Here is a 17,734-nt window from a genome sequence, read left to right as displayed (position 1 = left end):
GTCGCCGGCGCACCTCACCGGCGCCGCTCCTCCTCATCGCTTCGCTCTGCATCGTCGCCGGCGCGATGCGGGTCCCATCCGTCGGTCCACTGCCCGTGTGCTAACCAGTGTGCCGCCCGCTCGGCGCGTTCACGCAGGTTTGCCAGATCGGCGACATCGGCGCCGAGCAGGTTGACGTGCCCGACCTTGCGACCCGGGCGCTCCTCCTTGCCGTAGAGGTGGACTCGGGCGTCGGGCATCCGGGCGAACAGGTGGTGCAATCGCTCGTCGAGGGTCATCGCGGGCCGCTGCGGGGCTCCCAGCACGTTGGCCATCACGGTCAACGGCACGGTCGCGGTGGTTGCGCCGAGCGGGTAGTCGCACACCGCGCGCAGATGCTGCTCGAACTGACTGGTGCGGGCCCCGTCCATGGTCCAGTGCCCGGAGTTGTGGGGGCGCATCGCGAGCTCGTTGACTAGTAGCGCGCCCTCGGTGGTCTCGAACAGCTCGACCGCCAGCACGCCCACGACGCCCAGCTCGGCCGCTAGGCGCAACGCCAGGCGCTGCGCCTCCGTCCCGGCGTCTTCGGAGAGACCCGGCGCCGGCGCGATCACCAACACACAAATGCCGTCCCGCTGCACCGTCTCAACCACCGGCCAGGCCGCGCCCTGGCCGAAGGGTGAGCGCGCCACCAGTGCCGACAGCTCTCGGCGGAGCGCCACCCGCTCTTCCACCAGCACCGGCACGCCGGCCGCCAGCAACTCGGCCGCGGTATCGCGCGCGTGCGCCAGGTCGCGGGCCATCCGCACTCCGCGCCCGTCGTAACCACCGCGAACCGCCTTGACCACCACGGGACCCCCGACCCGCCGGACGAAGGCGTCGATATCGGCTAAGTGGTCGAGGCTCTCGACGCCGACGTAGCGCGGCGCCGGCACGCCCAGCGACGCCAGCCGGCGGCGCATCAGGAGTTTGTCCTGGGCGTGCGCCAGGGCCTGCGGCGATGGCGCAACATTGACGCCTTCGGCGACCAGCTTCTCCAGCAGCTCGGTCGGGACATGCTCATGGTCGAAGGTCACCACGTCCGCCCCGGCGGCGACGCGGCGCAGGTCGTCAAGGTCGGTGTGCGAGCCGATCACCACATCCGGGGTGACCTGAGCGGCCGGGTCGTGCGAGTCGGCGGCCAGCACCCGCAGCGACTGCCCCAGCGTGATCGCCGCCTGATGGGTCATCCGGGCGAGCTGACCGCCACCGACCATCGCGACCAGCGGCGCGGCGGCGCGGGTTGCGGGCACGCCAGTTATGGTGTCATACCGGCTGACCGGGGTATATAACGGTGGTGACACCGTCGCGGCGCACCGGTAACTGGCGGTACGTACACTGCCAAACTGTGTCCTTTGCCGATGCCACTATCGCGCGGTTACCGGGGCTCGTCCGGCCATACGTCGAACGCCATCACGAGCTGATCAAGTTTGCGATCGTCGGCGCCACCACGTTTGTCATCGACTCGGCGATCTTCTACACCTTGAAGCTCACCGTCCTGGAGCCCAAGCCGGTAACGGCCAAGGTCATCTCCGGGATCGTCGCCGTCATCGCCTCCTACATCTTGAACAGGGAGTGGAGCTTCCGTGACCGCGGCGGCCGCGAGCGCCACCACGAGGCGCTGCTGTTCTTCGCGTTCAGCGGCGGGGGCGTGCTGCTTTCCCTGGCGCCCTTGTGGGTCTCCCACTACATCCTGCAGCTGCGGGTGCCGACGGTGTCACTGATGGTGGAGAACATCACCGACTTCCTCGCCGCCTACATCATCGGCAACCTGCTGCAGATGGCGTTCCGCTTCTGGGCGTTCCGGCGTTGGGTGTTCCCCGACGAGTTCGGGCGCAACCCCGAGAAGGCGCTCGAATCCACCCTCACGGCCGGTGGATTCGCCGAAGTCTTCGAAGACAATATCGAGGGCGGCAACGTCACCCTGCTGCGCTCCTGGCGATCGCGCGCCAGCCGGTTCCGTCAGCTGGGCGATTCACCAGACTCGAGGGTGTCGAAGACCTCGTGATAGAGCAGCGTGTGCACGTGTGCCACGCGCGGAATGTCGCGGAATTCCAGCGGATCTTGTGATGCCGACTCGATGATCAGCGTGCCGGTGCGCAGCATCCGGTCGATGACGCGCTGCCGGAACTCGAGATGCAGGATGCGGGCCAGCGGAATATCAATCCCGCTACGGGTCAATATCCCATGCCGGAACATCACCCGCCGGTTGGTGATAACGAAATGCGTTGTCAGCCATGCCAGAAACGGCCGTATCGACAGAGGGCCGACAGCTAGAATCCAGATCGCCCAGATGACCCCGAAGAGCGCGTTCTTGGCGGTGTGCCCCCAATCCGTTGCGTTCACAACCGCGGCGACGAAGGTCGCCACCGCGGTGGCGAGGATGAAAACCAGGACCGCCCCGGTCAATTGCCTCCAGTGTGGGTGACGGTGCACGACCACCTGCTCGTCGCCGGCCAGCGCGTTGTCGGGATAGCGCACGCTGGCACTCTAAAGCGCTCGTAGGTGGGTGATATCGCCGGCCGATATCGTGGCCGTCTGTTCGCCCGTGTCGATGCATAGCCGGCCCAACTCGTCGACCTCTCGGGCGAGGCCGGCAATGTGGCAGCCGCCGGGAAGCGCCGCCCCTACCCGCCGACCCAGTGTCAGGCTGTAGCGTCGGTAATCGTCATGCAGTGCCCGGTTGGCGCCCCCCGCCGCGCGCCACTGCCGGATACGTCTGGCTAATTCACGAAGAATACTGGCGGTCAACACGTTTCGGTCCGCTGGTGATCCCGCCAGCAGCAGTGACGTGGCCCCCGGATCCGGTGCCTCGTCGGCCGTCATCGTGACGTTGAGCCCCAGGCCCACCACGATCACCGGGTTGGGCACGGCGACTTCGGCGAGGATACCCGCCAGCTTGCCGCCACCGAGCATCACGTCGTTGGGCCATTTCAGACCCGCCCTGACGCCGCTCCCCGCGGCCAGCGCGTCGACCACCGCAACACCGGTCGCCAGCGGCAGCCAACCCCACCCCGACCGGGGAACCGACGACGCGTCGACCCCGACCGACATGGCGATCTGGCTACGGGGCGGAGCCGACCATTGCCTGCCGTGCCGCCCGCGACCGGCGTGCTGGTACTCGGCGAGCAGCACCGATCCGTCGATGTCGATACCGGCCGCGCACCGGGCCAGCAGATCGGCATTGGTGGACCCGGTCTCCTCGACGACGTCAAGCCGCCGCCACGGCAGCCCCGGCCCCACCAGCCCGTCGCGCACCGCTAGTGCGTCCAGTGGCGGCCTCAGCAAATCACCCGGCAAACCACGGGGCAAATCACCGTCCATTGCCGCCCAGCTTAGGAGCCGGACGGGGTTCGACGGCTAAGCTCGACGGCCATGACAAGCGTTACGGACCACCATGCCGAACCCGCCGCCGAGCACACCATCGACATCCACACCACGGCGGGCAAGCTGGCAGAACTGCGCAGGCGGACCGCAGAGACCCTGCATCCGGTCGGCGAGGACGCGGTCGAGAAGGTGCACGCGAAGGGCAAGCTCACCGCTCGCGAGCGCATCTACGCCTTGCTTGATGAGGGCTCGTTCGTGGAGTTGGACGCCCTGGCGCGCCACCGCAGCACGAACTTCGGCCTGGACGCCAAGCGCCCGCTAGGCGACGGCGTGGTGACCGGCTACGGCACCATTGACGGGCGCGACGTGTGCGTCTTCAGTCAGGACGCCACGGTGTTCGGCGGCAGCCTCGGCGAGGTGTACGGCGAGAAGATCGTCAAGGTGCAACAGCTGGCGATCAAGACCGGCCGCCCGCTCATCGGCATCAACGACGGGGCGGGCGCACGGATCCAGGAGGGCGTGGTCTCACTTGGCCTCTATAGCCGGATCTTCCACAACAACATCCTGGCGTCCGGGGTGGTCCCGCAGATCTCACTGATCATGGGCGCCGCCGCGGGTGGGCACGTGTACTCCCCGGCGTTGACAGACTTCGTGATCATGGTCGACCAGACCAGCCAGATGTTCATCACCGGCCCGGACGTCATCAAGACCGTGACCGGCGAGGACGTCACCATGGAGGAGCTGGGCGGGGCCCACACCCATATGGTGAGATCCGGCACCGCCCACTACGTCGCGTCGGGCGAGCAGGACGCCTTCGAATGGGTCCGTGACCTGTTGAGCTATCTTCCGCCCAACAACTACGCCGACCCGCCGCGGTACGCCGCACCGGTTGCCCAGGGCGCCATCGAGGACAACCTCACCGCCGAGGATCTCGAATTGGACACGTTGATCCCGGACTCCCCCAACCAGCCCTACGACATGCACGAGGTGATCACCCGCATCCTCGATGACGAATTCCTCGAGGTGCAGGCCGGCTACGCCAACAACATCATCGTGGGGTTCGGCAGGGTCGAGGGCCGTCCGGTGGGCGTCGTCGCCAACCAGCCCACCCAGTTCGCCGGCTGCCTGGACATCAACGCCTCAGAGAAGGCGGCCCGCTTCGTGCGGACCTGCGACTGCTTCAACATCCCGATCGTCATGCTGGTGGACGTGCCGGGCTTTCTGCCGGGCACCGACCAGGAGTACAACGGCATCATCCGCCGCGGCGCCAAGCTGCTTTATGCCTACGGCGAGGCCACCGTCGCCAAGATCACCGTGATCACCCGCAAAGCTTACGGCGGCGCCTACTGTGTGATGGGCTCCAAGGACATGGGTGCCGATGTCTGCGTCGCCTGGCCGACGGCGCAGATCGCGGTGATGGGTGCGTCCGGGGCGGTCGGCTTTGTCTATCGCCAGCAGCTCACCGAGGCCGCGGCCAAAGGCGAGGACGTCGACGCGCTGCGGTTGAGGCTGCAGCAGGAGTACGAGGACACCCTGGTCAACCCGTATATCGCCGCCGAGCGCGGATACGTGGACGCCGTCATCCCGCCGTCACATACGCGCGGCTACATCGCCACCTCACTGCGGCTGCTGGAACGCAAGATCGCCCAGTTGCCGCCCAAGAAGCACGGAAACATCCCCCTGTAGGTCGAGTGAGCGGAACGAACAACGTGAGTGACGGGAACGAGACGAACAAACCAGCCCCGACCGAGTTCCATGACCTGCGTGAGCCCCATATCCAGATCCTGAAAGGCCAGCCCACCGACGAGGAGCTGGCCGCGCTGATCGTGGTGCTGGGCAGGACCGGCGGCGGCACGGCCACACCCGGACCCGTCGAGCGCAACATGTGGGGACATCCCGTTGACAAGCTGCGCTATCCGATCTTCAGCTGGCAGCGTGTCACGCTGCTGGAACGGATCCACATGCGCCGATGACCCGCGCCGACGACGATGATCCCGGCGAGGCCGGGATCAAGGAGTGGCGCCCATGACCCGCGCCGACGACGATGATCCCGGCGAGGCCGGGATCAAGGAGTGGCACCGATGACCCGCGTGGTACTCGCGTCCACGTCTCCCGGTCGGCTCAAGGTACTCCGCCAGGCGGGCATCGAACCGCTGGTCCTGACCCCGGGCATCGACGAGGACACCCTCACCGCCTCTTTGGGACCAGACCCCGCACCCCGTGACGTCGTCTGCGCCTTGGCCCAGGCGAAGGCCGAGCGGGTCGCGGCCGATGTCGACCGTGCTATCGCGGCGGACTGTGTTGTCATTGGCTGCGACTCGATGCTTCACCTCGACGGCCGACTCTGCGGCAAACCGCGATCCGTCGTTGCGGCTCGCGCCCTTTGGCAGTCGATGGCGGGCCGTGCCGGCCAGCTCTACACCGGGCACTGCGTAATCCGATTGCAGCACAACAAAATTATCTACCATGGTATTGAAACATCAATAACCAACGTATATTTCGGCGTTCCTTCACCCGAGGACCTCGATGCCTATCTGGCCAGTGGGGAATCCCTGCGGGTCGCGGGCGGATTCACTCTGGATGGGCTGGGCGGCTGGTTCATTGACAGAGTCGACGGCGATCCGTCGGCGGTGGTGGGATTGGGGCTGCCGGCGACGCGCTCGCTGCTGCGCCGCGCCGGATTGTCGATCGCGGCGTTGTGGACGGCCAATCCGCTCACCGGGACCGCGCCCTCGGCTACTGGCATCCAGTTTGGCGGCTGGCCCCACCAAGGCCATGGTGAGTAGGCTTAAGACGTGCCGCTACCAGAAGATCCAAGCCCCAGCTTGCAGTCCTACGCCCATCCGGAACGGCTGGTCACCGCCGACTGGCTGGCCGCCAACATGGGCAGGCCCGGTCTGGTCATTGTCGAGTCCGACGAGGACGTGCTGCTCTACGACGTCGGCCATATTCCTGGCGCGGTGAAAATCGACTGGCATACCGACCTCAACGACCCGAGGGTGCGGGACTACATCAACGGCGAGCAATTCGCTAAGTTGATGGACCGCAAAGGCATCGCCCGCGACGACACCGTGGTGATCTACGGCGACAAGAGCAATTGGTGGGCGGCCTATGCGCTGTGGGTGTTCACGTTGTTCGGCCATCCCGACGTGCGGCTGCTCAACGGAGGGCGCGACCTTTGGCTGTCCGAGGGTCGTGAGACCACATTGGAGGTTCCCACCAAGACCTCGAGCGGCTACCCGGTCGTGCAGCGCAACGACGCACCGATTCGCGCCTTCAAAGATGACGTCCTGGCCAGTCTCGGTAGCCAGCCGCTGATCGACGTGCGCTCACCGGAGGAGTACACCGGCAAGCGCACGCACATGCCCGACTACCCCGAAGAGGGCGCGCTACGCGCCGGGCATATCCCGACGGCGGTGCACATCCCCTGGGGGAAAGCCGTCGACGAGACCGGGCGGTTCCGCAGCCGCGAGGAGCTGGAAAAGATCTACGGCTTTGTCAAGCCGGACGACAAGACGATTGTGTATTGCCGCATCGGTGAGCGATCCAGCCACACCTGGTTTGTGCTGACGCACCTGCTCGGCAAGCCCGGGGTCCGCAACTACGACGGGTCGTGGACCGAGTGGGGCAACACCGTGCGGGTTCCGATCGTCGCCGGCGAGGAACCCGGAGAAGTACCGGCGCTATGACCCTGCCCGCGCCGCTGGCCGAGGTGGTGTCCGACTTCGCCGAAGTCCAGGGCCCCGACAAGCTGCGGCTGCTGCTCGAATTCGCCAACGACCTGCCGCCGTTACCCGCCGAGTTGGAAGAAGCGGCGATGGAGCCGGTGCCCGAGTGCCAATCCCCACTGTTCCTGCACGTCGACGCCACCGACCCGCAGCGGGTGCGGCTGTATTTCAGTGCGCCGGCCGAGGCTCCCACCACCCGCGGATTCGCGTCGATCTTGGCGGCCGGCCTGAACGAGCAGCCCGCCGCAGACATTCTTGCCGTGCCCGAAGATTTCTACGCCGACCTGGGCCTGGCGGCGCTGATCAGCCCGCTGCGGCTGCGCGGCATGTCAGCGATGCTGGCGCGGATCAAGCAGCGATTACGCCAGGCGGCCTGAGGTTAAGACACTGCCCCGGCCGACTCGCGGCGCGACCGCTTAGACTTCCCCCGACACCGTAGTAAGAAATTCTCTTAGAGAATGTCGGCCTAGATGCCGGTGACGCCAGACAGGAGGCGCAGTGCCTAGTCACGCCAGCTCGAGGATCTCCAAAGTGCTGGTCGCCAATCGCGGTGAGATCGCGGTGCGGGTGATCCGCGCGGCCCGGGACGCCGGCCTGTCCAGCGTCGCGGTATACGCCGAACCCGACGCCGAGGCGCTGCATGTGCGGCTGGCCGACGAGGCGTTCGCGCTGGGCGGGCAGACGTCGGCGGAGTCGTATCTCGACTTCGGTAAGCTCCTCGACGCCGCGGCGAAATCCGGAGCCAACGCCATTCACCCCGGTTACGGGTTCTTGGCGGAAAACGCCGACTTCGCGCAGGCGGTCATCGACGCCGGCTTGATCTGGATCGGGCCCAGCCCGCAGTCGATCCGCGACCTCGGCGACAAGGTCACCGCGCGGCACATCGCCGCCCGCGCCCAGGCGCCCCTGGTGCCCGGCACCCCCGACCCCGTGAAGAACGCCGAGGAGGTCATGGCCTTTGCCCGAGAGTACGGGGTACCGATCGCCATCAAGGCGGCATTCGGCGGGGGTGGCAAGGGTATGAAGGTGGCCCGCACGCTGGAAGAGATCCCCGAGCTGTACGAGTCGGCGGTGCGCGAGGCGACGGCCGCATTCGGCCGCGGCGAGTGCTTCGTGGAGCGCTACCTGGACAAGCCACGTCATGTCGAGGCACAGGTGATCGCCGACCAGCATGGCAACGTCGTCGTCGCCGGCACCCGGGATTGCTCGCTGCAGCGCCGTTACCAAAAATTAGTCGAAGAGGCGCCGGCGCCGTTTTTGACCGATGCCCAGCGCAGGGAGATTCACGAGGCCGCCAAGCGGATCTGCAAGGAGGCGCACTACTACGGTGCCGGCACCGTGGAGTTCCTGGTGGGCCAGGACGGCCTCATCTCTTTTCTGGAAGTCAACACCCGGCTGCAGGTGGAGCACCCGGTCACCGAGGAAACCGCGGGAATTGATTTGGTCCTGCAGCAGTTCAAGATCGCCAACGGCGAAAAGCTGGACATCACCGAGGATCCGGTGCCCCGGGGGCACGCCATTGAGTTCCGGATCAACGGCGAAGACGCTGGGCGCAATTTCCTGCCCGCGCCGGGGCCGGTGACAAAATTCCACCCACCCGCCGGCCCGGGTGTGCGGCTGGACTCCGGTGTCGAGACGGGGTCGGTGATCGGTGGCCAGTTCGACTCGATGCTGGCCAAGCTGATCGTGCACGGCGCCACCCGCCAGGAGGCGATCGCTCGGGCCCGGCGCGCGCTGGACGAGTTTGAGGTCGAGGGCCTGGCCACCGTGATCCCGTTTCACCGGGCGATCGTGCGGGACCCGGCGTTCATCGGGGATGAGAGCGGCTTCTCGGTGCATACCCGCTGGATCGAGACCGAGTGGAACAACACCATCGAGCCCTTCACGGGCGGTGAACCCCTCGATGAAGAGGACGTCCGACCGCGCCAGAAGGTGGTCGTCGAAGTCGGTGGCCGCCGGCTGGAGGTATCGCTACCCGCCGATCTCGCGCTGTCCAACGGGGGCGGCTGCGCACCCGCGGGTGTCATTCGTAAAAAGCCTAAGCCCCGCAAACGGGGTGCGCTCGCTGGCGCGGCGGCATCGGGCGACGCGGTGACCGCACCCATGCAGGGCACCGTGGTGAAGGTTGCGGTCGAGGAAGGCCAGACGGTCGCCGCCGGGGACTTGGTGGTGGTGCTCGAAGCGATGAAGATGGAAAACCCGGTTACCGCACACAAGGATGGCACCATCACCGGACTGGCCGTCGAGGCCGGCTCCGCTATCACCCAGGGCACGGTGCTCGCCGAGATCAAATGACACGCGTCGTTCGGCGAGGACGCAAAGCGGTTACTACTCCAAGGCGTCTCGCAGTCGCGCTAACGATTTGGCGAGCAGCCGCGAGACATGCATCTGTGAGATTCCGACCCGTTCGGCGATCTGCGTTTGCGTCATCGACTCGAAGAACCTGAGCACCAGCACGGCTCGTTCGCGCTCGGGCAGCGCGTTCAGCAAGGGCCGCAATGCTTCTCGGTTTTCGACCCGCTCCAGCCCGGCGTCTATGTCACCCAGGCGGTCGGTGATCGCACCCGCATCATCGTCGCCTGCACCGCCGCCGCTGTCGATAGATGACGTGGTGTAGAAGCTTCCGGCCACCAGACCCTCGACGACTTCGGCGCGGTCCACCGCGAGTTCCTCGGCGAGTTCGGATGCGCTCGGCGCCCGGCCGAGCCGTTGTGACAATTCGGCGGTGGCGGCGCCGAGCTGCAGATGCAGCTCCTTCAGTCGCCGGGGAACCTTGACCGACCAGCTGTTGTCGCGAAAGTGTCGCTTGATCTCACCCATGATGGTGGGCACCGCGAAGGAGACGAAATCCGCACCGATAGCGGGTTCAAAGCGGGCGACCGCGTTGACCAACCCCACCCGCGCGACCTGAACCAGGTCATCACGCGGCTCACCCCGGCCCTCGAATCTGCGTGCGATGTGCTCGGCCAGCGGCAAACAACGGTTGACGATCTGGTCTCGATGGCGCTGGAACTCGGTCGAACCAGGATCGAGATGAGCCAGCTCGCGAAACATCTCGCGAACGTCGGGGTAGCCCACGGCGCGCGAGCCGGCGGCCCGGGCGGCTCGCGGCGTCACCTGCCGGCGCCCGTCCGTCGTGTCGTCAGGCTGACACCGACCACGCCACCGCCGTCATCGGGCCCGGGTCCACCGTGGAAGGTTTGCACGCCGTCGGCCAACGATCGCAGAACATGCCAGCTGAAGCTGCCCGGCACCAGCACGTCGCCGGTCCGGCACTTGGCCGAAATCTCCACCACCACTTCGTCATCTCGCGGATCGATGACCACAATCAGCGCTGCGTCCGGTACCGCCGAGCGGATCAACCGGGTGCACACCTCGTCTACCGCCAGCCGCAGATCTGCCACGGCGTCCAAATCCAGGTCCTCGAACGTGCCGACCGCGCCAACCAATGCGCGCAATACCGCCAGGCTTTCCAGACGGGCGGCAACCCGCAACTCGATGGCGCGATCACCCGCTCGTGGCCGGCCAACCGGGGATTCGGCGGAAAGGTCGCCCGCCGGCGCTGCCCGCATCGAGCCCAACCCGTGTTCGAGTCGGTCAGTCATGAGCACCCCCGGGTGCACCCGGCGTCGACCACGGCGACACCACCGGAACAGCCGGGGTGCAGCGGCTGCGGCGATCGCCGTGGCGCGCTGCTTGTCGTGGTCGTTGCCATAGTAGCGGCATACGCGATCGCTCTCATGGTCTTTCCCCACCGATCCCACCGATCGGGGAGTGGCGATCGCGCATCGTCCGGGCCTTGATCTGATCGATCATCGGCTTCATCCTGGTCATGCGGCAAGGGATACCCGCTTGTCGCGCCGATTAAAACGCCGATTAAGACGGGGCCGTTCACAGCGGCGGCGCGGCACCACCCCCAAGGATGGGCCCGGGTCCATCCGTCCCGTAACGGGCCCATGACAGCCCCGGGGTAACAACCTACGCTGGTCGCTATGAAACAAATCCTGCTGCGCGCGGCCGTGTTTCTGGGATCGTGGGCGATCGGGCTCCTGGTGGCGGCGTGGGTTGTTCCCGGTGTAGCGGTATCGGCCTCGGGGTTCATCGCCGCAACACTGCTGTTCTCGGTGTCGCAGGCGAGCCTTTCCGCGTTGATCTTGAAACTACCCCGTGCCTATGCGTCGCTGATGCTCGGGGGAACTGGCCTGGCGTTGACCGTGGTGGCGCTCGGTTTCGCCTCGGCGTTTACCGATGGGCTAAGCATCGACGGCGTCGCCTCTTGGGTTGCGGCAACGGTTGTGGTATGGCTTGTCACAACGATCGGGGCGATCTCGGTGCCCGACGTGTTGGTTCGCGGTGAAGCCGGTGCGGCCTGACCGCGGGGGCGCCGCCACAGGAAACCCAATTGCCGTTGTGCGCAACCGCTGGTCACCGGTACAGTCAAGCATTTCGTCGGGCCCGTCGCCTGAGTAGTATTTTGCTCACTCGCCTGCTCACTCGCCGAAGACGGAGGGGCTGATGGGAGATACACACCACGATCCGACGGATCGCTGGCGGACCACGCTGCCGCACGCCGGGATGACGATGAAGGACAACTTGCTCTGGCCCGGGTTCATCCTGCTCGCCGTCGCGTTGTTCGGGATGATCGCCACCGCCGCGGCTGCGGCCTACGGACATTACGAGTGGCTCGCGACGACGGGGCTTATCACCGTGCTGGGAGCGATCGCCGGAACGCTCTGGTGTGTCGTAGAACGCCGCCGCGTGGCCCGCATCGACGCGCAGTGGCAGGTTGCGCATTCCGATAGCCGGTCGCGCCAGCACGTCGGCTAAGGGCCGGTACGGGCCGCTAGCAGCTCTCAGTGGCCCAGCGCCGGGCCCGCGATCGGGGGAACACCCACCGTGAGCGTCAGCAGCATCAGCATTAACAAAAACCATCCGGCACCCTGCCATGCCCACCAGGTGCCGTGCTCGTGCCAGATCCGATAGGTGCGCAAAAAAGCCCTAATCCCGCTGGCCAGCAGGATCGCCGGTGCCCCCAACGCCAACAGCACACGCTGGGGGTTGCCACAGGCCGCGGTGTCAACGCTCAGTTCCCCGCCGCACGTGCTGACCCACAACGCGGCAACGATGAGGAAACCCACACCGGCGGCGGTGGCCAGGACGGCGAACCGGACCGCCGCCCGGACCTCACCGTCTTCCTGCCCCAGGCTGTCGCCACGTGAGCTCTCGCGCGGTCTCTGCATCCCAGGAACCTCTCTACGGGCTCGGCCGCCCGTAGCGTCATCGCGCGACCGGCAGCATCAGTTACATTCTGCGCTCGACTGTGCTGCGGCGCTAAGCGTGTCAGGCACATTCATCGACTGCCGCCCACACCGTTCGGTGACCCGCCCCGCGATCAGGATGTGATCAACCGGCCAGGTCAGCGCCCCGACGACCGCATGTCGCCCAAGGCGTCGCGGACGGCGGCGACCGCTGCGTCGATCTCTTCGCGGGACACGGTCAGCGCCGGGCGAAAACGCACACTGTCGGTGCCGCTGGGCAGCACGATCACCTGACGCTCCCACAGGCGGCGGATCAACTCGTCGCGCTCTGGGGTGCCCGGCAGGCTGAAAGCGCACATCAAACCGCGCCCGCGGGGGTCGAGCACCAACGCCGGGAAGTCTGCGGCCAGCTCGTCAAGCCGGGCGCGCAGGTAACGGCCCTGCTCGGCGGCGCGCTCGAACAGTCCCTCGGCTTCGATCACCTCGAGGATGCGCCGCGCCCGAACCATGTCGGTAAGATTGCCGCCCCACGTCGAGTTGAGCCGACACGGGACAGCGAACACGTTGTCGGCGATTTCGTCGACTCGGCGCCCGGCCATCACGCCGCATACCTGGGTCTTTTTGCCGAAGGCCACCACATCCGGCGCAACCCCCAGTTGCTGGTACGCCCAGGCGGTTCCGGTCAGCCCGCAGCCGGTCTGCACCTCGTCGAAGATCAACAAGGCGTCGTAGTCGTCGCACAGCTCGCGCATCGCGGCAAAGAACTCGGGCCGGAAGTGCCGGTCGCCGCCCTCGCCCTGGATGGGCTCGGCGATAAAGCAGGCGATGTCGTGCGGATGCGCTTCGAACGCCGCGCGGGCCTGCCGCAGCGACTCGGCTTCTAGCGCTTCGATGCCCGGCCCATCCAGCCCGGGACGGATGTAGGGCGCGTCGATGCGTGGCCAATCAAACTTCGGAAAACGCGCCACGGCAACCGAACCGGTGTTGGTGAGCGACAGGGTGTAGCCGCTGCGCCCATGAAATGCCCCGCGCAGGTGCAGCACCCGGGAGCCAAGCGCGGGATCGATACCGCGCGCCTCGTTATGGCGGCTCTTCCAGTCGAATGCGACCTTGAGCGCGTTCTCGACCGCCAGGGCGCCGCCGTCGATGAAAAACAGGTGCGGCAGCGCCGGGTCGCCCAGCACCCGGGTGAAGGTCTGCACAAAGCGGGCCATGGGCAACGAATACACGTCAGAGTTGCTGGGTTTGTTGATCGCAGCCTCGGTGAGCTCGGCGAGAAACGCCTCGTCCTCGGCCAGCGCCGGGTGGTTCATGCCCAGCGCCGACGATGCGACGAAGGTGAACATATCCAGATAGCGCCGACCGTCACGAGCGTCGACCAGGTAGGACCCGGTCGAGCGGTGCAGATCCAGCACCAAGTCGAGGCCATCGAGCAGCATGCTGCGTGACAGCACCGCGCGAGCCTGACCGGGCTGGATGTTCCGGTCGACAACTGCCGCCGCGCCCATAAAACCCATGATAGCGCGGTTTTTTACGGATTACTGACCATTGTCCCGTACTGATTACGGTATGTATTGGCGGCCACTGTAAAATGTATGCAATACGATCGTGCTGCGGGTTCGCACGTTCGCCGCCGTCCGGATTTGCTGCAGCAGATCTTCCAGCGCCCGCGGAGACGCGACGCGCACAAACAAGATGTAGCTTTCCTCACCGGCCACCGAATGGCATGACTCGATCTCCTCGAAGTGTTCGAGGCGGGCAGGCGCATCATCGGGTTGGGACGGATCGAGAGGGGTGATGGCCACGAACGCCGAGAGCAGGTTGCCTACCGCCTCCGGGTTGATCTGCGCCGTATACCCGGTCACGACGCCGCGCGACTCCAGCCGGCGCACCCGCGACTGCACCGCCGAGACCGACAGACCGGTGCCGGCGGCCAGCTCCGACAGCGTGGCGCGCCCGTTGGCGACCAGCGTGCGCACCAGCGCTCGGTCGATGTCGTCGAGGGACTCACCCATGGCCGGAGACTATCGCAGCGCCGGCCCGCCGCAGGAGGCGCGCAGGTGAGCACGACCGATCCCAATGCCGCCGGTGTTTCGGGTGCCCCGCCCGGCCAGCGCCGCCCGCAGCCGGGGGCTGCCCGGCTGCCCGCCGCCGGCGAATTGCGCGCCCGGGTGCGCCGCGCCTTCGAGGCAATCGGCGCCGACGACCGTCTCGGCGGCCCAGACGCCCCGGGCCTACCGGCGCGGACGCCAATCACCGGCGACGTGCTGTTCACCGTCACCCAGGCCACCCCGCACCAGGTCGATCACACGATTGAGGCGGCCGAGCACGCTTTTGCGGCGTGGCGGCGCACACCGGCCCCGGTGCGCGGGGCGCTGGTGCACCGGCTGGGCGAGCTGCTCACCATCCACCAGCGCGACCTGGCCACGCTGGTGACCACCGAGGTGGGCAAGATCACGTCCGAAGCACTGGGCGAGGTGCAGGAGATGATCGACGTCTGCCGCTTCGCGGTTGGCCTGTCACGCCAGCTCTATGGCCGCACCATCGCCTCCGAGCGCCCCGGGCATCGGCTGCTGGAGACCTGGCATCCGCTCGGGGTGGTGGGTGTGATCACCGCGTTCAACTTCCCGGTCGCGGTATGGGCGTGGAACGCCGCGGTGGCGCTGGTCTGCGGGGACACCGTGGTGTGGAAACCCTCCGAGCTGACCCCGTTGACCGCGCTGGCCTGCCGGGCGCTGATCACTCGGGCCGCCCGGGACGTCGGCGCGCCACCGGAGGTGAGCGGCCTCATCCCGGGCGGCCGCGACCTCGGTCAGCGATTGGCCGACGATGACCGGGTCGCGCTGGTGTCGGCGACCGGGTCGGTGGGGATGGGGCGGCAGGTTGGCCCCCGGGTGGCCCGGCGTTTCGGCCGGGCGTTGCTGGAGCTGGGCGGCAACAACGCCGCGATCGTGACGCCGTCGGCCGATCTGGAGTTAGCGGTGCGGGCCATCGTGTTCGCCGCCGCCGGCACCGCTGGGCAGCGCTGCACCAGCCTGCGCCGGCTGATCGTGCACCGCTCGGTGGCCGACGAGGTGGTGGCACGCATCGCCTCGGCCTACGGTCGGCTGCCGATCGGAGATCCGTCGGCCGAGGGCACGCTGGTCGGCCCGCTGATTCACCAGGAGGCCTATCGCAGCATGGTGGACGCGCTGGCGCAGGCCCGGGCTGACGGCGGTGAGGTCATCGGCGGTGAACGCCGGCATGGCGGGTTCCCGGAGAACGCGTACTACGTGGCGCCGGCGCTGGTGCGCATGCCTTCACAGACGGCCATCATGGCCACCGAAACGTTCGCCCCGATCCTCTACGTGCTGACCTACGACGATCTAGACGACGCGATTTCGCTTAACAATGGAGTGCCACAAGGGCTTTCGTCGGCAATATTCACCACCGACATCCGCGAGGCGGAGCGCTTCATCGACGGGTCGGACTGCGGTATCACCAACGTCAACATCGGCACCTCGGGTGCGGAGATCGGCGGGGCGTTCGGCGGCGAGAAACACACCGGGGGCGGCCGCGAATCGGGTTCCGACGCGTGGAAGGCCTATATGCGCCGCGCCACCAATACCGTCAACTACTCATCGGAGTTACCGCTGGCGCAGGGCGTGCGGTTCATTTGAGCGAGCCGCACGCCGCCCGCCGGCCGCCCCGCGGCGGCTCGAGTGTCGCCACTGGGCCCGGGCAAGAGCGGGTTTGACAACCCGTCACCAAGAATTTCGAAAGCTTCCGGTTTAAAGTCATGCTTTCATGGGAACCTCATGCGCCATGACCACACCTCGCCTCCGTCGTTTCGCGGGTTGTGCGGTGCTTGCAGCGGGGGGACTGGCCGCGCTCGCCTTTTCAGGTTTTGCGCCCCCCGCCGCGTCCGCTCAGCCATGCCCGGACATCGACGTCGTCTTCGCCCGCGGTACCGGTGAGCCGGCCGGGCTGGGCCCCACCGGGCAGGCGTTCGTCGATTCGCTGCGCCAGCGCGTGGGCGCAAAGTCGATGGCAATCTATCCGGTCAACTACCCGGCCAGCGACCAGTGGGACACCGGCCTAGACGGGATTAAGGACGCCGGTGCTCACGTCGTTTCCACCGTATCGGCCTGTCCCCAGACCAAGATGGTGCTCGGCGGGTATTCCCAGGGCGCAGCCGTCATGGGCTTCGTCACCTCGCCCGCGGTGCCCGACGGGATCGACCCCGCGACCGTGCCCAGGCCGCTGCAGCCCGAGGTGGCCGACCACGTCGCCGCCGTCGTCCTGTTCGGCATGCCCAACGCCCGCGCCATGAACTTCCTCGGCGAGCCGCCCGTCGTCATCGGCCCGGCATATCAGGCCAAGACCATAAAGTTGTGTGCTCCCGAGGATCCGGTGTGCTCCGATGGGATGAATTTCGCGGCCCACCAGGTCTACGCGGAGGACGGCGCACTGGTTGACCAGGGGGCGGCTTTTGCCGCCAGCCGCTTGGGCGCAACCGCTCCCGGCACCGGGGGCGGCAGCGCTTCGTCTCCGCCGGGAGGGTTCGGCAGCTGAGGTGCCGGCTGGATCAGCCGGGCGCATCGCCCCGGGCCGGCGCCGGCTCGGGGCGATGCGGGGCGGGCGGGGGTGTCGGCCCGCTGATAAGGCGCTTCATCGATTTGCCGATGAGCGCCCGACGAGAAATTGTCAAATTGTCACTAATGTGCGGTGAGATAGCACCGGCACGTTAACATCGGTGTCATGCAAGCGAGGCGCCGGCGGTTATCCCCGGACGACCGGCGCGCCGAGTTGCTGGCGCTGGGCGCCGAGATCTTCGGCCAGCGCCCCTACGACGAGGTTCGCATCGATGAGATTGCCGAGCGCGCCGGGGTGTCGCGGGCGTTGATGTACCACTACTTCCCCGACAAGCGGGCCTTTTTCGCCGCGGTCGTCAAAGACGAGGCCGACCGGTTGATCGAGGCCACCAGCCACCTGCCGCTGCCGGGCCAGACGCTGTTTGATGAGGTACGGACCGGCGTGCTCGCCTACATGCAGTATCAGCAAGAGCATCCGCACTCCGCTTGGGCCGCGTATGTGGGCATCGGCCGCTCGGACCCCGTGCTGCTCGGCATCGACGATGAAGCCAAAAACCGGCAGTTAGAGCACGTGATGAGTCGTATCACCGCGATCGCCGGTTCCGACGCGGACTTTGATCCGAAAGTGGAGCGCATCCTGCGGATGGTGGTGCACGGTTGGCTGGCGTTCACCTTCGAGTTGTGCCGGCAGCGGATCATGGATCTTTCGACCGATGCCGGCCAGCTTTCCGACGCCTGCGCGCACGCCCTGCTGGACGCGGTTTCCCGGGTGCCCGGGATTCCGGCCGAGTTGGCCGCCGCGCTGGCACTCGAACGGTGCTGACCACAC

19 protein-coding genes and 1 pseudogene are annotated in these 17,734 nt (G+C 67.0%); 12 read left to right on the top strand and 8 right to left on the bottom strand.

The window, feature by feature from the left end:
• Positions 1-14 precede the first annotated feature (14 nt).
• Complete coding sequence (locus MSM1_RS11915; protein WP_213442934.1) at positions 15-1,280, bottom strand: 5-(carboxyamino)imidazole ribonucleotide synthase; 1,266 nt, start codon at positions 1,278-1,280, stop codon at positions 15-17.
• Between the two features lie 86 nt (positions 1,281-1,366).
• Between MSM1_RS11915 and MSM1_RS11910 the strand changes: the two genes are divergently transcribed.
• Complete coding sequence (locus tag MSM1_RS11910) at positions 1,367-2,026, top strand: GtrA family protein (RefSeq protein ID WP_213442391.1); 660 nt, start codon at positions 1,367-1,369, stop codon at positions 2,024-2,026.
• Here MSM1_RS11910 and MSM1_RS11905 read toward each other — a convergent pair.
• Both MSM1_RS11905 and MSM1_RS11900 read right to left on the bottom strand, forming a co-directional pair.
• Positions 1,981-2,499, bottom strand: a complete 519-nt coding sequence (locus MSM1_RS11905) for a PH domain-containing protein (protein WP_213442389.1) — start codon at positions 2,497-2,499, stop codon at positions 1,981-1,983. The two genes, MSM1_RS11910 and MSM1_RS11905, sit on opposite strands and share 46 nt — an antisense overlap.
• 9 nt (positions 2,500-2,508) lie before the next feature.
• Positions 2,509-3,342, bottom strand: a complete 834-nt coding sequence (locus MSM1_RS11900) for a biotin--[acetyl-CoA-carboxylase] ligase (RefSeq protein ID WP_213442387.1) — start codon at positions 3,340-3,342, stop codon at positions 2,509-2,511.
• Positions 3,343-3,393: 51 nt separating this feature from the next.
• Here MSM1_RS11900 and MSM1_RS11895 point away from each other — a divergent pair, with 51 nt between their 5' ends.
• The 6 genes and pseudogenes from MSM1_RS11895 to MSM1_RS11870 all read left to right on the top strand — a co-directional run bounded on the left by MSM1_RS11895 (position 3,394) and on the right by MSM1_RS11870 (position 9,368).
• On the top strand, positions 3,394-5,031 hold the full coding sequence (locus MSM1_RS11895) for an acyl-CoA carboxylase subunit beta (RefSeq protein ID WP_213442385.1): 1,638 nt from the start codon (positions 3,394-3,396) through the stop codon (positions 5,029-5,031).
• A pseudogene (locus tag MSM1_RS11890) lies at positions 5,007-5,318 on the top strand (acyl-CoA carboxylase subunit epsilon); the annotation flags it as partial. The gene MSM1_RS11895 and the pseudogene MSM1_RS11890, both read left to right, overlap by 25 nt.
• Positions 5,319-5,426: 108 nt before the next feature.
• A complete protein-coding gene (locus MSM1_RS11885; RefSeq protein ID WP_213442381.1) occupies positions 5,427-6,131 on the top strand; it encodes a nucleoside triphosphate pyrophosphatase in 705 nt (234 codons plus the stop codon).
• A gap of 9 nt (positions 6,132-6,140) precedes the next feature.
• Entirely contained in the window at positions 6,141-7,034 is an 894-nt protein-coding gene (locus MSM1_RS11880; RefSeq protein WP_213442379.1) for a sulfurtransferase, read from the top strand.
• Complete coding sequence (locus MSM1_RS11875; protein ID WP_213442377.1) at positions 7,031-7,450, top strand: SufE family protein; 420 nt, start codon at positions 7,031-7,033, stop codon at positions 7,448-7,450. Before MSM1_RS11880 ends, MSM1_RS11875 begins: the two co-directional genes overlap by 4 nt.
• A 121-nt stretch (positions 7,451-7,571) precedes the next feature.
• Positions 7,572-9,368 (top strand): acetyl/propionyl/methylcrotonyl-CoA carboxylase subunit alpha, encoded by a 1,797-nt coding sequence (locus MSM1_RS11870; RefSeq protein ID WP_213442375.1) that lies wholly within the window; start codon positions 7,572-7,574, stop codon positions 9,366-9,368.
• Between the two features lie 33 nt (positions 9,369-9,401).
• Here the strand turns inward: MSM1_RS11870 and MSM1_RS11865 are convergent, their stop codons facing one another.
• Positions 9,402-10,190: a SigB/SigF/SigG family RNA polymerase sigma factor gene (locus tag MSM1_RS11865; RefSeq protein WP_213442374.1), complete on the bottom strand. Its 789-nt coding sequence runs from the start codon at positions 10,188-10,190 to the stop codon at positions 9,402-9,404.
• Positions 10,187-10,645, bottom strand: coding sequence for an ATP-binding protein (locus MSM1_RS11860; RefSeq protein WP_213442933.1), 459 nt, complete (start codon positions 10,643-10,645; stop codon positions 10,187-10,189). Before MSM1_RS11860 ends, MSM1_RS11865 begins: the two co-directional genes overlap by 4 nt.
• Before the next feature lie 420 nt (positions 10,646-11,065).
• On the opposite strand from MSM1_RS11860, the gene MSM1_RS11855 reads away from it, so the two are divergent.
• On the top strand, positions 11,066-11,446 hold the full coding sequence (locus tag MSM1_RS11855; RefSeq protein WP_213442372.1) for a phage holin family protein: 381 nt from the start codon (positions 11,066-11,068) through the stop codon (positions 11,444-11,446).
• A 142-nt stretch (positions 11,447-11,588) separates the two neighbouring features.
• On the top strand, positions 11,589-11,900 hold the full coding sequence (gene usfY, locus MSM1_RS11850; RefSeq protein ID WP_213442371.1) for a protein UsfY: 312 nt from the start codon (positions 11,589-11,591) through the stop codon (positions 11,898-11,900).
• Between the two features lie 26 nt (positions 11,901-11,926).
• Here usfY and MSM1_RS11845 read toward each other — a convergent pair whose 3' ends face one another.
• The 3 genes from MSM1_RS11845 to MSM1_RS11835 form a co-directional block, all read right to left on the bottom strand.
• Positions 11,927-12,313 carry a hypothetical protein gene (locus MSM1_RS11845; protein WP_213442370.1) on the bottom strand — a complete coding sequence of 129 codons (387 nt, stop codon included), beginning with the start codon at positions 12,311-12,313 and terminating at the stop codon, positions 11,927-11,929.
• 176 nt (positions 12,314-12,489) lie between these two features.
• Positions 12,490-13,839 carry an L-lysine 6-transaminase gene (gene lat, locus MSM1_RS11840; RefSeq protein WP_236055972.1) on the bottom strand — a complete coding sequence of 450 codons (1,350 nt, stop codon included), beginning with the start codon at positions 13,837-13,839 and terminating at the stop codon, positions 12,490-12,492.
• Between the two features lie 54 nt (positions 13,840-13,893).
• A complete protein-coding gene (locus MSM1_RS11835) occupies positions 13,894-14,346 on the bottom strand; it encodes an Lrp/AsnC family transcriptional regulator (protein WP_213442368.1) in 453 nt (150 codons plus the stop codon).
• Between the two features lie 126 nt (positions 14,347-14,472).
• Here MSM1_RS11835 and MSM1_RS11830 point away from each other — a divergent pair, with 126 nt between their 5' ends.
• The 3 genes from MSM1_RS11830 (at position 14,473) to MSM1_RS11820 (ending at position 17,728) form a co-directional block, all read left to right on the top strand.
• Complete coding sequence (locus MSM1_RS11830) at positions 14,473-15,990, top strand: aldehyde dehydrogenase family protein (RefSeq protein WP_236056188.1); 1,518 nt, start codon at positions 14,473-14,475, stop codon at positions 15,988-15,990.
• A 127-nt stretch (positions 15,991-16,117) separates the two neighbouring features.
• Entirely contained in the window at positions 16,118-16,885 is a 768-nt protein-coding gene (locus tag MSM1_RS11825; protein ID WP_374101709.1) for a cutinase family protein, read from the top strand.
• Between the two features lie 186 nt (positions 16,886-17,071).
• Entirely contained in the window at positions 17,072-17,728 is a 657-nt protein-coding gene (locus MSM1_RS11820) for a TetR/AcrR family transcriptional regulator (RefSeq protein WP_213442366.1), read from the top strand.
• Positions 17,729-17,734: the final 6 nt, after the last annotated feature.

The sequence above is a fragment of the Mycobacterium sp. SM1 genome (assembly GCF_018361265.1).
In the GTDB taxonomy this organism is placed as follows: domain Bacteria; phylum Actinomycetota; class Actinomycetes; order Mycobacteriales; family Mycobacteriaceae; genus Mycobacterium.
Note: the sequence above shows the minus strand (reverse complement) of the source record. Positions and strands in the feature narration are given on the sequence as shown.

Bases quoted from the DNA above. Each gene is read 5' to 3' on its own strand.
- MSM1_RS11900 (WP_213442387.1), bottom strand. From the start codon at position 3,342: ATGGACGGTGATTTGCCCCGTGGTTTGCCGGGTGATTTGCTGAGGCCG.
- MSM1_RS11895 (WP_213442385.1), top strand. From the start codon at position 3,394: ATGACAAGCGTTACGGACCACCATGCCGAACCCGCCGCCGAGCACACC.
- MSM1_RS11885 (WP_213442381.1), top strand. From the start codon at position 5,427: ATGACCCGCGTGGTACTCGCGTCCACGTCTCCCGGTCGGCTCAAGGTA.
- MSM1_RS11875 (WP_213442377.1), top strand. From the start codon at position 7,031: ATGACCCTGCCCGCGCCGCTGGCCGAGGTGGTGTCCGACTTCGCCGAA.
- MSM1_RS11860 (WP_213442933.1), bottom strand. From the start codon at position 10,645: ATGCGGGCAGCGCCGGCGGGCGACCTTTCCGCCGAATCCCCGGTTGGC.
- MSM1_RS11855 (WP_213442372.1), top strand. From the start codon at position 11,066: ATGAAACAAATCCTGCTGCGCGCGGCCGTGTTTCTGGGATCGTGGGCG.
- usfY (WP_213442371.1), top strand. From the start codon at position 11,589: ATGGGAGATACACACCACGATCCGACGGATCGCTGGCGGACCACGCTG.
- MSM1_RS11845 (WP_213442370.1), bottom strand. From the start codon at position 12,313: ATGCAGAGACCGCGCGAGAGCTCACGTGGCGACAGCCTGGGGCAGGAA.
- lat (WP_236055972.1), bottom strand. From the start codon at position 13,839: ATGGGCGCGGCGGCAGTTGTCGACCGGAACATCCAGCCCGGTCAGGCT.
- MSM1_RS11835 (WP_213442368.1), bottom strand. From the start codon at position 14,346: ATGGGTGAGTCCCTCGACGACATCGACCGAGCGCTGGTGCGCACGCTG.
- MSM1_RS11825 (WP_374101709.1), top strand. From the start codon at position 16,118: ATGGGAACCTCATGCGCCATGACCACACCTCGCCTCCGTCGTTTCGCG.
- MSM1_RS11820 (WP_213442366.1), top strand. From the start codon at position 17,072: ATGCAAGCGAGGCGCCGGCGGTTATCCCCGGACGACCGGCGCGCCGAG.